A 15,465-nucleotide genomic window follows, 5' to 3' on the forward strand; every position below is an offset into this window, starting at 1 on the left:
TTTATTTACAGGCAGTTTATTTCGGGTTACTTGGTATTAATTTATTATTTTTCGGCTTCTGAAGAAGATTCTTTTCACTCATATGAAGCCTTACTTCTTTCCCTTGTGCTTTAATCAGATAGAAGGTATCAGATATCTTCTTGGCTGTCCCATTCTCCACAGAATCAATTTGCTTATTACTGGTATTAAATATAAAGTAAGCTTCCTTCTCGAAATGATCTATATGAATATCAACATCCTCTGCATTATAATCCCAGGTGTAGTCCAATGCCAGAAAGCGTCTCACCCGGTTTTCCATTTCATAGACTGATACCATGTCCATCATAGAATAATCATTAAAATACGTACTGCCCTTAGACAATTTAAGGCTTAACTCATTCCATTCATCAGAGAGATTCTGCGGATACAGGACTCGTTTAATATCCACTCCCATATTGCACATGCCCAGTGCATTTTCTATGGCATTCATTCTCAGGTCATCCATGGTTTCATGCCGGTAACCATCCAGAGTATATTTTACGGAAAGTACATCGGCATTTAAAAAGCCCAATAGATTATCCCCCTCTTTGTAGTCTGACATAACCAGATTAATATCATGCAGGAAAGCACTATTAAGCACACTCTCCACTTCCCCTTCACGAAAACCTGCCGTATACAATGCTGTAAAATGATAATCCGGCAGAAATTTTCTAAAAAACAATTCATTTTTCTTAAGCATATCATTTATATCAACTCCAGACACCTGACCTAAGGATAGGCCCAATCCTCCTGAAAGTTTTTCAATCTCCTCCAAGTAAAATACAAGATAATCCTCCTTTGAAGCAGCATTATTTTGATAATCCAACTGAGGCGCTGCGAAAAAGTTATAGGAACCACCATATTTTTTTAATATTTGAATAATATTAGGCCACAGCAGGTCTCTGGCCACTGCCTCTGAATTCCGGCTATACAATTGATTCATCACATCATAATTCTCATCAGAGAAATAGGGGTAACTTAGCAGGGAAATTGTTTGTGCATTTATAATAGGATAGAGATAATATTCACTTTGATGGGCCATAAATCCTGTCAATATACCAAGTAGAGATGTACCATCAAAAATATCGCAGTTTACAACACATACAAATGAATTTCTCGTTGTCGTCCTCCAAAGCAGCGGCGGAAGATCCTTATCTTCGATTTTAAGATTCTTTTGATTTTTAAAGATTCCTACTGCGTATACCTCATAACCTGCTGCCAGTGAATAATAGGGGACATCGACTTTGGTATCATCCTTCTCACCAAAATAGTCACCCTTTGTATAAATTCGTTCTTTGTTTATCATGAAATTAGAAAATATCTTAATTCCGTCAGCTGTCACATTCTCAGCCACCTCAGCCTTTATACCAAAAAAGGCGGCAAGTTCCTTGCTCTTAGAAATGGTCCCATAATCAGGAAGCTCCGGAAAGATCATGGTCTTACCCAGATCAGCATAAGCGTAAAGGTCTGCCAAATCCTCTGCTGTAATCTTGTAATCACCAAAAATTACTGTATCATAGCCAGATATCTCTTCTTTTTTAGGCAGAGAATGAAAGACCTTGTACAAATATTTATTATATACGCACCACTGAATCAGAACCTGGGTATTCGTACTTTCTTTGTCTAAGGACATATCCTTGGACATATCCTGGGATATAATAGCGATGCGTAGCTTTCCTCTTTTATCTACAACTTCTCTTCCCTTCGCAGGTGCTAATGAGGCAGAAAGCTCCAGATTCAGAGAATCAGCCGTTATCGTATCGCTGATAGTAATATCTGATTTATCTGTCTCCTTTATATTCTTAGAAGTACCTGACAAAATATTTGTAGAGACGCCAATAAACATAAACATTACAAATACCATTAACATTAATATAAAAATTGTAAAGTAATTTTTTATAGAAACCATTGTCCCTTTCCAGGATTATGAGCCATCATACAATCGGAACAAGTTCATAATCTCTTCATCAACAATAATATTCGATTCTCTTAATTCATCCAGACAATCAAAAAAAGCTGTTTTATTTTGCTGTTCAAAATATAAATGCAGAAAAGCCTTGTACGTATCCAGCATATGCTGGCGGTACAAACCGGCTCTGGAAGCCCATTTATCAGCCATATTATAATTCTTAATGGATAGGAACAAATCCGTCATCCATAAATAATGGGTAGCCGTCATGTACCAAAGATTATGTTGAAAGAGATTCTCCGCAACATTGTCCATAATATAAATATAGGACCTCTGTTCCACTTCATTCATAATCTTCATACTTAGAATTTCATGAATATAATCAAGGGAAAGAAGATTAAGCTCCACATCTTCCGGATGCCTTTGCATTTGATCAATCATATTTTGTGCCGTAGTACGGCATTCCGACAATGCATCCAAAATGATAGATGCCGCATAATGTGAGGTTTCGGTATCCTCACTATTCATAGCTACCACAATGCTGGAAACCGTTTTTTTCGCATTGTTGCGCAGAGTATCTAAAAGAAGTCTCCTAAGACTTGAGGTATCTGAGACTGCCATCGCATCCTGAATCGGTACATAATTCATCTCCATTTCACTATTTGGTGGCAGTATTATCTTCTCCCTTTCCTGGTTAAAGCTTATATCATTCATATCAATATTCTTTTTCCGGCTTAAGAAACTAAACAATAAACCTAGTAAAATATATAACAATCCGAAAAATGGTACGATAAATATAAACCAGGAAAGCATAACTTGTGTACTTCGTTGACCTTTTTTTCGAAAGAAAGCCGTCACAAATACGATTACTGCAATCAGTGAATTCAATATCAAAATAAGCAGAACCGGCATCTTAATACTCCTTTTCCGGATAAGTCGTAATATTCTTCTCCTCCAAACGTTTTCTGACATAGACCGACTCGGATTCATTTGTATTGGTCAGCAGAACGGCAAGGTTCCCGTCCGGCATGATACCGATATAATCCGACTCCCGCAATAATGGTTTAATAGTATCGCTCATTTCCTTTATAGATCTATAATCTCTTTGGATATAGATAACGCTTTGCTCTGCATATCCTTTTTCGCTGGCATGCTTGTATATATCCAGCATCCCACGAAATGCAGCTTCCTGAAGGATTGCTGTTTCAGGAATGAATCTGCGATTAGCTAAAGCATCCAGATAATCTGCATCTCGAACGATAACAGAATAAATCAATGCGCCAACGATTGTAAGCAGATTGGCCTGGTATAGAGTCATTTGCTCGTAGGGAATACCCCACAATAATATTAAAATTCTCATTTTATCATTATTATCAAAAAGAGCGCTGGCCATCATCGGCAATGCACTGTCTAAGGAACGATTAATGTATACCTGCTTTCCCGCTAAGACTTCAAAAATCATTTTATAATTCTTCATTGGAATTGATTTGCCCAGAGAACGGGCTTTTTCGCTGGAAGCAGATGCCAGCCTGCAGTACTCTGCATTTGACACAATATAAATCGAAACATCCTTTGTATTCATGATATCCGAAAGCGTATCCAATGACGCAAACATCACTTCACCCGTTGCAGCCTTGTCCAATTTAGAGGTAATCTCATAAATACGGCCGATACTCTCCGAGCTGCTGATTATCTTATCCGCAAAATAATTCTTGATTTTCATATTACTGGAATTGATGACAGTAATATCCTCCAACCGTTCTGTAAGGAAATCTATCTCCTCGTTTTTATCCAATTTCATCTCAATAAATCTGTCTTTTAAATGCCCCACTGTCAGAGCCACAACAAAAATCTGAGCTATCCAAATGTAAGTGTTAATATCTATTAATATGGAAAAACCTGAGGTTGTATACGTTTGACGGAAGCAATATCCAACAACACTGAGAAGGGAGGCTAAAATAGCCTGTTGCCTGCCATGAATCACCGCAAATAATAACACATATAGTAAATAGAAGTTAATTCCACTGAAATAAGGATTGCTCACCATACTATTATTCAGTATAAAAAAAGGGATAAAGAAAACCAGACATTCAATAAAAGGAAAACTCTTTCGAAGCAAGCGAAATATTCTCTCTCTTAATCCATCCCCTCTGTATCTTTCATCCTTATGCAAAAACAGATTCTTATGATTGTTCATATAAGAAATAATTTTAGGAACTACATCTTTATAGCTATTTCTGATTTCAAAAGGAAACTCCTTGCAAAATCTTTCATTTGATAAAATGGTTCTATGTTTAAGGCCTACTGTTTGGTCCACAATATCAATTTGCCTTGAATATTTTTCTTGAATTAACCTGGCAACTGCATCTCCTGTGATCTCTTCCATAGAAGAAATATGATAAAGATGCTGCTTTCTCTCAGGTGCTTTAATTAACAATGCTATCGCTTCCACTGCATCCTTTACATAAAGCGCTGATAATATCTTTTTTGCATTTACCTGCAAACGACCGGTAATCAATGCCTTTAGACATATGCCTGAAAGAATATCCGTACATGCTTCTCTGTCAGCAGGAATACCATACATACCCGCAACTCTCAAAACCGTTACTTCCATCTGTGTTACCTGATTAAAATGTAAGGAGAGATTCTCTCCCTGAGAAATCGTCATACCTTTCATACTATTAGGGGATGCCGGTACATCCTCATTGATATCTATAATATATTCATCTTCATAGACAGCCTCAGAAGATACATAGATAAAATGCCTGACACCAAACATTCCTGCACACATGAGCAGGTTATTGAGCCCGGTTATATACTTTGAGGATTCCTCAAACATACTTTTATCATCCCACTTATATAATGGATCATAAGCCCCTGTAAAAAGAATAGCATCCGGACGGCTGCTGCTAATAAGAGATCTAACACTGTCACTGTCATAATGAAAGATATATTGTTCGAACACATGGGCAGGCTTTTTTGACTTTTTATTACTATTTAATGTATAAATATCCCATTTTTCTTTATAGAATTTATGAATAATTTCATTGGTAAAAGTGCCATAACTTCCAACTATTAGGATGCTGCCCATACTGTTATTCTCTCTCCTAAACACAAAATTACAAAAATCAGCCTTGAACCTTACTATAATATAAATTCTATGTCATTTCAAGTAAAATTAGTCTGTAAGTGTTCATTTCTTGTATAAAAAAGCCTTATAAAATCAACATTTTCCTTAATATGTCACCTCTTCCATTAATAGGTATTTTTACCTATTAATGGAACAATTTTTTTATGACAAAGAGCACGCTGCTTATTTCCTTTATTTAGTATATTTATACATTATGCAACAAATAAACACAATTCTTCCTATGCATATAATGGATATCCTTGTCTTTAGTTGACAAATAAAGTTACATAAGCTAATATAATTAGCGTAAGAAAGAAATACAGGATACCTTTTAAGGTTTATTAGTCGCAACAGCAGACCCAATTAATATATATTATGTAGTGAAAGGATGGATGGCATGAAAAAAACCTTTTGGGGATATAGCGTTTCTGAGGTTGATATCATTATAAACACTCTACGTGAAGAAAACGAAAGCCTGAACGCTACTATTACTACATTAAAGACACAGATAAAGAATAGCGAGACCAGCGGAGCAAAAGCTAATCTCTTAGAAGCTGATTTAAGAATGCTTGAAGAGGATCTTAATAAACTGAATGAAGAGAAACTTGAGCTACTTTCCCAGATTTCTTCCTTCAAAGAAGAATCTGAAGCTTTGAAGCAGCAGAATGAAAGTTTAAATCTCCAGCTTTCCCAACTACAACTACAAAATGCAAAGCAAATAGACCTCCAGCATACGGAAGACCCCTCCTTTGATAAAGTAGTGCAGACGGAGCAAGAGCTTCAAGATATGACAGATGAAATAATATCTGCTGAGAGCGAATTGAAAGAAGCAATCGTTCCAATAAAAGAAATTATGAAAGTACAATTAGAAATAGATACCATGAAGGATGAAGTTGCCATCTCTAATAATACAGCTTTTGAACAGTTAAGGGCTAAAACTATTGATTGCAATTCACAGGATAATTTGAACCAGATGTCTGAGATTTCTTTACACGCCTATGGTGAAATGTCTAAGATGAGAAATGAAGTTATTGATTATATCCATACCCAGATGAAGGAATATTATAAAATGCTTGATGAAAACAATGCCAAGCTATATAAAGTTTCTAATACAATGGATGCAATTATGGCTGATTTTATTAAGAAATCCAATGATTATTTAAAAACAGACGACACTGTAAGGCCGTTCAAGTATGAATATCAACCTGATGAAATCATAAAATAATGCAAATAATTTATATTTCATATGTAAAAAAGTCTTGTAAACGCTGGTTTATAAGACTTTTTTTGCATCGATTACACTGATTATGCAAATGTGAAGCCTGAATCCTGTACGGAAGAAATTATTTTTATTATTTTCCTTTTTGCATAGCTTCCTAAAGTTAGCAAATATTGATAATAAAATAGCAATTTATGGAAAGTAAAATACTGCTCTATGAGGTATTATAAAATAAAGAAAAGGTTAGATGATATTGCATATAATAAATCTTTCTACATAATTACACATTTTATTTGAACACTCTTTCTTGATAGCTTTACTGCATTTGTTTGATACATCTTTATATTAAGAAATACCAGATACGATTTTCATATAACTTTGCAATTGTTTAAAAGCCTCTATCAGAATTGTATCTGGGACTTATAATCTTACTAGTTTATCTAAATACTTCAATGTATTTCTAGTTCAAGTTACTATCATAATAATAAACTCTAAATGACTTAAATTCCAATCACAAAACTTCTTATGCAAAACCACATTCATAATCGACAGACAAAAATGGTACAACCTGTATTATTTTAATTCATTGTATTATTTTAATTCATTGTACTATTTTTAATTTACTGTTCTTATTTAAGGCTTTTAATTGATTTTAAAAGCAGCAATATTTAGATGGTATGTAGGTAAGTGTAACTATAAACTATATATTGGAGGGGTCAATATGAACAAATTAACAAAGAAGGTTTTGGCATTTTTATGTGCAGCTGCAATGAGTATTACAGGATTATTTACAGGAACAGTATCCGCTGCTACGGATTACTGGCAGAATTGGACTGATGGAGGAGGTACCGTTAATGCTACCAATGGTTCCAATGGAAATTTCAGCGTTAGTTGGACAAACTGCGGAAATTTTGTTGTAGGTAAGGGCTGGAATACCGGTAATGCTTCCAGAGTAGCTAATTACAATGCAGGTGCCTTTTCGCCATCCGGTAATGGTTATCTGACTTTATATGGATGGACAAGAAACTCTCTTATTGAATATTACGTTGTAGACAGCTGGGGTACATACAGGCCAACCGGAACCTATAAAGGAACGGTAACAAGTGATGGCGGTACATATGATATTTATACAGCTATGAGATATAACGCCCCATCTATTGACGGTACTCAGACGTTCCAGCAGTTCTGGAGTGTAAGACAGGCAAAGAGAGCTACCGGCAGCAATGTACAGATCAATTTCGCCAACCATGTTAATGCATGGAGAAATAATGGGATGAATCTGGGAAGCAGTTGGTCTTATCAGGCCGTATGCGTAGAGGGATATCAAAGCAGTGGTTATGCAAATGTAACCGTTTGGTAAAAGGATTGATAAAGGGTTCGGCAAAGAATAATATAACTCGTTAAAATCAAGTTATGAATTCTAAACTGTCCGGTTAGATAACCGGCAGAACAGTAAAAAACTTACCTACATACTATATAAATATTATTACATTGGTACATATTTGAATAAATCCTTTGATTTATGGCCGTTTCTAATAAAAAGGAACGGCCTTTTCAAAAGTACTTTCCAATACTATTTTTTCATATATCTGATAAAGCAATATTTTACATGATTGCCACATAACGATTCAATCAGTTCGGAAGGAGAGACGAATGAAAAAAATATTGTTTTTATTCATTTTGCAAATCATACTGCTGACTTTGTGCTCATGCTCACAAAAAAAGTCTGATGGTTTTGTATTAGTAAAAGGCGGAACATTTATAAATACCAACTCAAATTATTACGGAACGGATGTTACAATAAAAGATTTTTATATCGGGAAATATGAGGTAACGCAAAAAGAATGGACGGAAATAATGGGTAACAACCCTTCTCAGTTTAAAGGACAAGATTTACCGGTCGAATCAGTTAGTTGGTATGACTGTATAGAATATTGTAATGAAAGAAGTATAAAGGAAGGGCTTGAGCCATATTACAATATAGACAAAGAGAAGAAAGATTCAGATAATAAGAGCGAATATGATAATATCAGGTGGACGGTCACAACCAATGAAGCTGCAGGTGGCTACCGGCTGCCGACAGAAGCAGAATGGGAATATGCTGCAGGCGGAGGGCAGTTAAGCAAAAGTTATTTATACAGTGGTGATAACAATCCAGATAAAGCAGCCTGGTATTGGAGAAATGCCGGTGATAACTATCTAACAGTCGATTGGAACTGGTCTACCATTGATAGTAATAAAACTAAGACCCATCCTGTCGGCTTACAAAAACCAAATGAACTGGGTATATATGATATGTCAGGGAACGTCAGGGAATGGTGCTGGGATTGGTATGGAGAAAATGATAAAGACAAGGTAACATTTGGCTCACAAAGAGTCTGGAAAGGCGGTGGATGGATCGGTGATGTTAGTTGCTGTGAGCCTGTTTACCGAGGAAAATTTGAAGCAAACGGCTTTGGTCCTGACCAGGGGATGCGTGTATGCCGCGGGGAGTAAAATAAGAATATAAAACAAGAATTCCCTGGCAGCTCAAAGAAAAGGCTATCAGGGAATGTCTTATTTTATTTATTAGGATTTAATGGTCCTTGTATTCCTTCTCGAAATTTTCCCGTAATTTCTTTAATGCTTTTTTTTCAATTCTTGATACGTAGGATCTTGAAATTCCTATTTTACTTGCTATTTCACGCTGAGTTACTTCCTCCTGTGCATTCAACCCATAGCGCATTTCAATAATCTGCTTTTCCCTTTTACTTAGAACCTTATTAACCAGCTCATAGAGCCGCTTGACATTCCCCTGCAGTTCAATATCCTCAATAATATCCGCTTCCGAGCTTTCAATAATATCCAAAAGATTTATCTCATGCCCTTCTTTATCAGAACCAATGGGTTCGTACAAGTAGACTTCTTTTGCCTGTCTCTTGCCGCTTCTTAGCATCATAAGCAGTTCATTATCAATACACCTTGAGGCATAGGTGGCAAGCCGTATACCTTTATCCGGGTCAAAGGTGTCGATTGCTTTTATCAGACCAATTGTGCCAATGGATATTAAGTCATCTATTTCTCTATCCGCCGTGTTATATTTTTTTACTATATGTGCTACCAGACGGAGATTACGTTCAATCAGGACATCCCTTGCTTCTTTACTGCCTTCCATACATTGGCATAGGATCTCCGTTTCTTCCTTGGCGCTCAGTGGCTTAGGAAAAGATTTCACTGTAAAAGCACCTCAACGATTGGGGGGTTATTATTAATCTATGCCCTGTGCTTATTTTAAGTGCCTTTCCTATAAAAAAGATTTTGTAAACTTCTGAAAGCTCTAAATAAAAATGGCAGGAAACAGCTGAATACTTGTTTCCTGCCGAAGTAAATATACGAACTAACTTTTTTAAGATAATCTCATCTTAAAATCTTCATAACCAAATTCTTTAATAATCTCAGTTCCTTTCGCTTCGCTCCAAAGAGCAATCGAGGGAAGTCCCATGCCATTAAATGTATTATTCTTCACCATTGTGTAGTGACCCATGTCGCAGAACACCAGCGTATCTCCTACCTTTAATGGTTCTTCAAAAGAATAATCACCAATAATATCGCCTGATAAACAGGTTGGACCACCAAGGCGATAAGTATATGCATACTCTCCCGGTTTTCCGGCACCTATTACCTCCGGTCTGTAAGGCATCTCCAGGACATCCGGCATATGGCAGGCAGCTGATGTATCAAGAATCGCCAAATCCATCCCATTATGCATCGTATCCAATACCCTTGTAACCAGAAAACCTGTATTAAGAGCTACTGCTTCTCCCGGTTCCAAATACACCTCTATATGGTATTTATTCTTAATAAATAGAATGCATTCAATCAAGGTCTCAAGGTCATAATCTTTTCTGGTAATATGATGCCCTCCACCAAAATTTAACCATTTCATCTTACTGATATATTGTCCGAACTTCTCATCTACCACAGCTAAAGTACGTTTTAAGACATCAGAATTCTGCTCGCACATAGTATGAAAATGAAGGCCATCAATACCCTCTAATTCTTCCGGTTTAAATTGGCTTAAAGTTACACCCATACGAGAGCCGGTAAAACAAGGGTTATACATATCCGTTTCTATCTCGGAATACTCCGGATTAATACGAATTCCGCAAGAAATATGCCTGCTGCTATTTCTTACGATCTCTTTATACTTTCCCCACTGTGAAAAGGAATTAAAGACTATATGGTCACATAAGGAAAGAATTTCTCCCATCTCTTCTTCTTTATAGGCCGGAGAGAAAATATGTACCTCTCCCTCCATTTCTTCCCTGCCCAGCTTAGCCTCATAAAGTGAACTGGCAGTAGTTCCCTGCAAGTATTTTCCTATCAGAGGATATACTGAAAACATGGAGAAAGCCTTTTGGGCAAGTAATATCTTGCAGCCTGTTTTATCAATAACGTATTTTAACGTTTCAAGATTTTTCTTTAGAAGAGATTCATCCATGATGTAAACCGGTGTCTTTAAGCTCTTCGGTTCAAAGTTTAATACACCTTTCATTTTAATCCTCCCTATGATGCATCTTGCCGGTTGAAAGCAACCTGCAAGCATTAATCAAAAGTAAAATTACTTAATCCACTAACTCCGGTGTAAAGGATTCTTGCCAAGGAAGTCCGCAGCGGTTTAACTCATCCATAAAAGGATCGGGATCGAATTCTTCCACATTATAGACACCCGGTTTTTTCCACAATCCTTTTAATACCATCATTGCACCAATCATAGCAGGCACACCTGTGGTATAAGAAATTGCCTGTGAGCCTACTTCTTTATAGCATTCTTCATGGTCGCAAACATTATAGAGATAGTAATTCTTCTCTTTGCCATCCTTTACACCCTGGAAGATACAGCCGATATTCGTCTTTCCTTTGGTTCTCGGTCCTAAAGAAGCCGGGTCCGGAAGAACTGCTTTTAAGAACTGAAGCGGTACAATCTGCTTTCCTTCGAATTCTATGGGTTCTATGGATGTCATACCAACATTCTCTAATACTTTTAAGTGTGTAAGATATCTTTCTGAAAATGTCATAAAGAAACGTATCTTCTTGATACCCTTGATATTTAGAGCAAGGGATTCCATTTCCTCATGATGTAATAGGTACATATCCTTCTCTCCGATTTCGGGGAAGTTATAAACTCTCTTAATACTGATAGGTTCTGTTTCAATAAATTTGCCATTTTCAAAATAGCTTCCGTTAGCGGTTACTTCACGGATGTTGATCTCCGGATTAAAGTTCGTTGCAAAGGGATAGCCATGGTCACCTGCATTGGCATCCAGGATATCAAGCTGATGGATTTCATCAAATTCATGTTTCATTGCATAGGCAGAGAATACGCCGGTTACGCCCGGGTCAAAACCGCAGCCAAGAACTGCTGTGATTCCTGCTTTCTCAAATCTATCTCTGTATTCCCACTGCCATTTATATTCAAACTTAGCGGTATCAAGCGGTTCATAGTTAGCTGTATCCAGATAATCGGTTTTTGTGGCAAGGCAGGCATCCATAATCGTAAGATCCTGATAAGGCAGAGCAACATTAATGACAATATCCGGTTTATAACTGTTTATTAATTGAATCAGTTCTTCCGTATTATCTGCATCCACCTGTGCAGTCGTTATTTTTGTGAAGCTATCCTTCCCATAAATAGGATTGCTCCCCTGTTCTTTCTCTATCTTTTCTTTATAAGCATCACACTTGGACACAGTTCTGCTTGCAATTAATATTTCTGTAAATACCTCTGGGTTCTGGCAGCATTTGTGGATTACTACTCCTGCTACTCCTCCGGCACCGATTATTAATGCTTTTGACATCGTAAGACCTCCTTTGTAATCTGTTTATATTTCAACATGTTTAGGGTTATTCCATAGACTCTTCCAGTTGTTCTTTCACATAATTAGGAATTGCAAAAGAACCCAAGTGAAGCTCTGTATTATAATATCTGGTTTTAAGACCTAATTTATTCCATTCTTCGGCTTTTAAATCCTCAACCGGATCATATTTTTTAGAGGCAAAGCCAAACAGCCAATGTCCGGATGGATAGGTGGGAATATGAGCCTGATAAATTTTTGCTACAGGGAAAGTATCCTGAATCCTTTTATGCGCCCTGGTCATGGAGGCCGCATAGGAGGAGTAATACATACTCTCATGCTGATTTACCAAGATTCCGTTCTCTTTTAACGCCCTGTAACAATTACCATAAAATTCTTTTGTAAATAAACCTTCACCGGGACCGAAAGGATCTGTTGAATCTACGATAATCAGATCATATTCACTTTCTTTTCCTCTGACAAACCGAAGACCATCCTCAAAGTACAGATGTACCTTTGGATCTGTTAATTTACAGGCAGTCTGGGGCAGATACTCCTTGCATAGTTTTACAACATCTTCGTCTATCTCGACCATATCAATATGCTCAATCGTTTCATAACGCAGAAGTTCTCTTATGGTACCGCCGTCTCCGGCACCAATTACCAATATCTTGCGTATCTCTGGATTTACTGCCATTGGTACATGGGTAATCATATCATGATAAATAAATTCATCTTTCTCTGTAACCATAAGGCAGCCGTCAAGTGTCAGGATTCTTCCGAATTCTTTCGATTCAAAAATATCAATTCTTTGAAAGTCACTCTGAAGGCTTACCAACTGCTTGTCAATCTTAATGGAGAAACGAGCTTCCTCCGTATGGTTTTCCGTATACCACAGCTCCATTTTCATGCCCTTTCACGTATATTAGAATTCTCTTGTTTCTAATTCTAATTACCTTTTTCTGTCCTCAAATCTTTCTATGAATTATATCTTTCTATCTCATACAACTACGACATTAATATTATTAACCGCCATATCCTCTGTACCGGTAAGGAGACATCCTTTCTCCTTGGCATAAAGGATATAGTTAACAATATCCTCTGTGATTCTCTCCCCCGGTGCCAGAATCGGAATTCCCGGAGGATAGCACATAACAAATTCTCCGCATATCTGACCAACGGACTTCTTTATAGGTAAAGACTTCTTTTCACTATAAAATGCCTGCTGTGGTGCGATGATGACCTCCGGATTAATATATTCATGGTCAAACATACCGGATTTATCGTCCTTACCATATAATCTTTTAATCTCTGACAGGGAAGCAATTAAACGCTCTATTTCCATGGCTCTGTCACCGGCAGAAATGATAGCAAGAAAATTACTGATATCTCCGAATTCAATCTGGATACCATATTCATCTCTTAATAAGTCATATACCTCAATTCCGGCAAGCCCCACATCTCTTGTATGAACGGATAGCTTTGTAGGATCAAAGTCAAAAATGCAGTCATAGTCAATCAGCTCATTTCCAAAGGCATAATAGCCTCCAAGCTTATTTATCTCGTCTCTGGCATACTCTGCATATTCCACGGTTTTTGCAAATATTTCTTTTCCGTTCAGACTTAAATTCTTTCTTGCAACATCAAGAGATACCAGTAAAAGATAGGAACCACTGGTGGTTTGCGTTAAATTAAGTACCTGCCTTACATGATGGGGATTTATGCCTTCCCCGCACAATAAAAAGGAACTCTGTGTCAGGGAGCCGCCTGTCTTATGCATACTGACAGCTGCCATATCTGCACCTGCTGCCATAGCAGAAACCGGCATATTATCTCCAAAATAAAAATGGGTTCCATGAGCCTCGTCCACTAATACTTTTACATTATGTTCATGTGCAAAGGATACAATGCCCCTAAGATCTGAACATACACCATAATAAGTTGGATTATTTACAAGTATTGCTTTGGCATCCGGATTCTCAATAATTGCTTTTTTTACTTCCTCTAAGGACATACCAAGAGGAATACCAAGTTCTTTGTTGACACCGGGATTTACATACACCGGAACAGCGCCGCATACTACCAGCGCATTGATCGCACTGCGGTGAACATTTCGCGGCATGATTACTTTATCACCTGTCTTACAGACAGACATAATCATCCCCTGTACCGCTGCCGTCGTTCCGTTTACAATAAAAAAGGCGGCCTCCGCCCCAAAAGCATCGGCTGCAATCTGCTCTGCTTCGCGGATTACCGAAGTAGGATGACAAAGGTTGTCCAAAGGCTTCATGGAGTTTACATCCACCTTCATACAATTCTCACCTAAAAATTCTGTGAGTTCTTTATTTCCTCTTCCGCCCTTATGTCCGGGAACATCAAAGGGTACTACCCTGTTCCCCTTATGTTTCTTCAAAGCTTCAAAAATTGGTGCCTTTTGTTGAAGGAATAAGTTCATTTTAACATCTCCCTTCAACTAATATATATTCATACCGCTGAATATCTCAATCATCTCTTTGCGTAAGTTGCTGGTAATATCAAGCCTTTGTTTTGGCGGCAGCTCATACACGTCCAGATTGAAAAGATAATTCTGCAGTTCTATTTCTTTTATGAGCATCTTGGTGTGAAAAATATTTGATTGATATACATTCACATCAATAGCATCGTATTTGGTCAGCGTTACATCGTCTATATAATCCTGAATGGAAGTTATATCATGATCAATGTAGTATTTTTTGCCCTCAACATCCCTGGTAAAACCCCTGACTCTATAATCAATCGTAATAATATCAGAGTCAAAGCTCCCAATCAGATAATCCAGCGCATTAAGCGGTGATATTTCCCCGCAGGTAGACACATCAATATCTACACGAAAAGTGGATATGGAGTTATCGGGATGATACTCCGGAAAAGTATGAACTGTAACATGACTTTTATCCAGATGCCCATGTACCGTATCTCTTAAATGATCAGTATATTTCCCCTGATTGCAGGACTCATCAATATGCTCCGAAGAAAGGTCTCCTTCTGCAATTAAAATATTAACAGAAGCTCCCTGCGGATCATAATCCTGTTTCGAGATATTCAGTATATGTGCTCCAATCATCTGTGTTACATCACATAAGATTTTTGTTAATCTTTCGGAATTATATTGGTCATCAATGTAAGCAATATAATCCTTTTGTTCTCTCTCACTTTTTGCATAGCAAACATCATAGATGTTGAAGCTAAGTGTTTTTGTGAGGTTGTTAAAGCCATACAAAGTCAGCTTTTTCTCCAACCCTAACATCACAACCTTTCTATTACATAATCGGCTTACATTGTAGCATGTTTACACATAAAAATCAATGTGATTTTC

General features: G+C 37.2%; 12 protein-coding genes. 3 read left to right on the plus strand and 9 right to left on the minus strand.

The genetic code is table 11. The annotated features are described in order from the left end of the window. Positions 1-16 precede the first annotated feature (16 nt). From bsdcttw_RS15315 to bsdcttw_RS15325, 3 genes are read right to left on the minus strand one after another with little or no spacing between them, the layout of a single operon-like run. Positions 17-1,927 carry a DUF2194 domain-containing protein gene (locus tag bsdcttw_RS15315; protein ID WP_185255714.1) on the minus strand — a complete coding sequence of 637 codons (1,911 nt, stop codon included), beginning with the start codon at positions 1,925-1,927 and terminating at the stop codon, positions 17-19. A 15-nt stretch (positions 1,928-1,942) separates the two neighbouring features. Further along, on the minus strand, positions 1,943-2,839 hold the full coding sequence (locus bsdcttw_RS15320; RefSeq protein WP_185255715.1) for a hypothetical protein: 897 nt from the start codon (positions 2,837-2,839) through the stop codon (positions 1,943-1,945). A 1-nt stretch (position 2,840) separates the two neighbouring features. Beyond that, positions 2,841-5,018 carry an NAD-dependent epimerase/dehydratase family protein gene (locus bsdcttw_RS15325; RefSeq protein WP_185255716.1) on the minus strand — a complete coding sequence of 726 codons (2,178 nt, stop codon included), beginning with the start codon at positions 5,016-5,018 and terminating at the stop codon, positions 2,841-2,843. A 436-nt stretch (positions 5,019-5,454) separates the two neighbouring features. On the opposite strand from bsdcttw_RS15325, the gene bsdcttw_RS15330 reads away from it, so the two are divergent. The 3 genes from bsdcttw_RS15330 (at position 5,455) to bsdcttw_RS15340 (ending at position 8,772) form a co-directional block, all read left to right on the plus strand. Beyond that, entirely contained in the window at positions 5,455-6,282 is an 828-nt protein-coding gene (locus bsdcttw_RS15330) for a hypothetical protein (RefSeq protein ID WP_185255717.1), read from the plus strand. A 715-nt stretch (positions 6,283-6,997) separates the two neighbouring features. Next, on the plus strand, positions 6,998-7,636 hold the full coding sequence (locus tag bsdcttw_RS15335; protein WP_185255718.1) for a glycoside hydrolase family 11 protein: 639 nt from the start codon (positions 6,998-7,000) through the stop codon (positions 7,634-7,636). A 293-nt stretch (positions 7,637-7,929) separates the two neighbouring features. Then, positions 7,930-8,772 carry a formylglycine-generating enzyme family protein gene (locus tag bsdcttw_RS15340; RefSeq protein WP_185255719.1) on the plus strand — a complete coding sequence of 281 codons (843 nt, stop codon included), beginning with the start codon at positions 7,930-7,932 and terminating at the stop codon, positions 8,770-8,772. A gap of 79 nt (positions 8,773-8,851) precedes the next feature. Here the strand turns inward: bsdcttw_RS15340 and sigK are convergent, their stop codons facing one another. From sigK to speD, 6 genes are all read right to left on the minus strand, one after another. After that, complete coding sequence (gene sigK / locus bsdcttw_RS15345) at positions 8,852-9,490, minus strand: RNA polymerase sporulation sigma factor SigK (protein ID WP_185255720.1); 639 nt, start codon at positions 9,488-9,490, stop codon at positions 8,852-8,854. A 171-nt stretch (positions 9,491-9,661) separates the two neighbouring features. Further along, positions 9,662-10,810, minus strand: a complete 1,149-nt coding sequence (nspC, locus tag bsdcttw_RS15350; RefSeq protein ID WP_185255721.1) for a carboxynorspermidine decarboxylase — start codon at positions 10,808-10,810, stop codon at positions 9,662-9,664. Positions 10,811-10,880: 70 nt separating this feature from the next. After that, positions 10,881-12,113, minus strand: a complete 1,233-nt coding sequence (locus bsdcttw_RS15355) for a saccharopine dehydrogenase family protein (protein ID WP_185255722.1) — start codon at positions 12,111-12,113, stop codon at positions 10,881-10,883. A 46-nt stretch (positions 12,114-12,159) separates the two neighbouring features. Beyond that, entirely contained in the window at positions 12,160-13,014 is an 855-nt protein-coding gene (speE, locus tag bsdcttw_RS15360; RefSeq protein WP_185255723.1) for a polyamine aminopropyltransferase, read from the minus strand. Positions 13,015-13,110: 96 nt separating this feature from the next. Continuing rightward, positions 13,111-14,565 (minus strand): aminotransferase class I/II-fold pyridoxal phosphate-dependent enzyme, encoded by a 1,455-nt coding sequence (locus bsdcttw_RS15365; protein ID WP_185255724.1) that lies wholly within the window; start codon positions 14,563-14,565, stop codon positions 13,111-13,113. Positions 14,566-14,583: 18 nt separating this feature from the next. Continuing rightward, positions 14,584-15,387 (minus strand): adenosylmethionine decarboxylase, encoded by an 804-nt coding sequence (speD, locus tag bsdcttw_RS15370; RefSeq protein WP_334297357.1) that lies wholly within the window; start codon positions 15,385-15,387, stop codon positions 14,584-14,586. Between the last annotated feature and the right edge of the window lie 78 nt (positions 15,388-15,465).

The organism is Anaerocolumna chitinilytica (assembly GCF_014218355.1).
Lineage (GTDB): Bacteria > Bacillota > Clostridia > Lachnospirales > Lachnospiraceae > Anaerocolumna > Anaerocolumna chitinilytica.

What these genes read in the sequence shown, in the direction of transcription:
- bsdcttw_RS15340 (WP_185255719.1), top strand. Translation starts at nt 7,930, where the DNA reads ATGAAAAAAATATTGTTTTTATTCATTTTGCAAATCATACTGCTGACT.
- speE (WP_185255723.1), bottom strand. Translation starts at nt 13,014, where the DNA reads ATGGAGCTGTGGTATACGGAAAACCATACGGAGGAAGCTCGTTTCTCC.
- nspC (WP_185255721.1), bottom strand. Translation starts at nt 10,810, where the DNA reads ATGAAAGGTGTATTAAACTTTGAACCGAAGAGCTTAAAGACACCGGTT.
- bsdcttw_RS15320 (WP_185255715.1), bottom strand. Translation starts at nt 2,839, where the DNA reads ATGCCGGTTCTGCTTATTTTGATATTGAATTCACTGATTGCAGTAATC.
- bsdcttw_RS15355 (WP_185255722.1), bottom strand. Translation starts at nt 12,113, where the DNA reads ATGTCAAAAGCATTAATAATCGGTGCCGGAGGAGTAGCAGGAGTAGTA.
- bsdcttw_RS15330 (WP_185255717.1), top strand. Translation starts at nt 5,455, where the DNA reads ATGAAAAAAACCTTTTGGGGATATAGCGTTTCTGAGGTTGATATCATT.
- bsdcttw_RS15315 (WP_185255714.1), bottom strand. Translation starts at nt 1,927, where the DNA reads ATGGTTTCTATAAAAAATTACTTTACAATTTTTATATTAATGTTAATG.
- bsdcttw_RS15325 (WP_185255716.1), bottom strand. Translation starts at nt 5,018, where the DNA reads ATGGGCAGCATCCTAATAGTTGGAAGTTATGGCACTTTTACCAATGAA.
- bsdcttw_RS15365 (WP_185255724.1), bottom strand. Translation starts at nt 14,565, where the DNA reads ATGAACTTATTCCTTCAACAAAAGGCACCAATTTTTGAAGCTTTGAAG.
- bsdcttw_RS15335 (WP_185255718.1), top strand. Translation starts at nt 6,998, where the DNA reads ATGAACAAATTAACAAAGAAGGTTTTGGCATTTTTATGTGCAGCTGCA.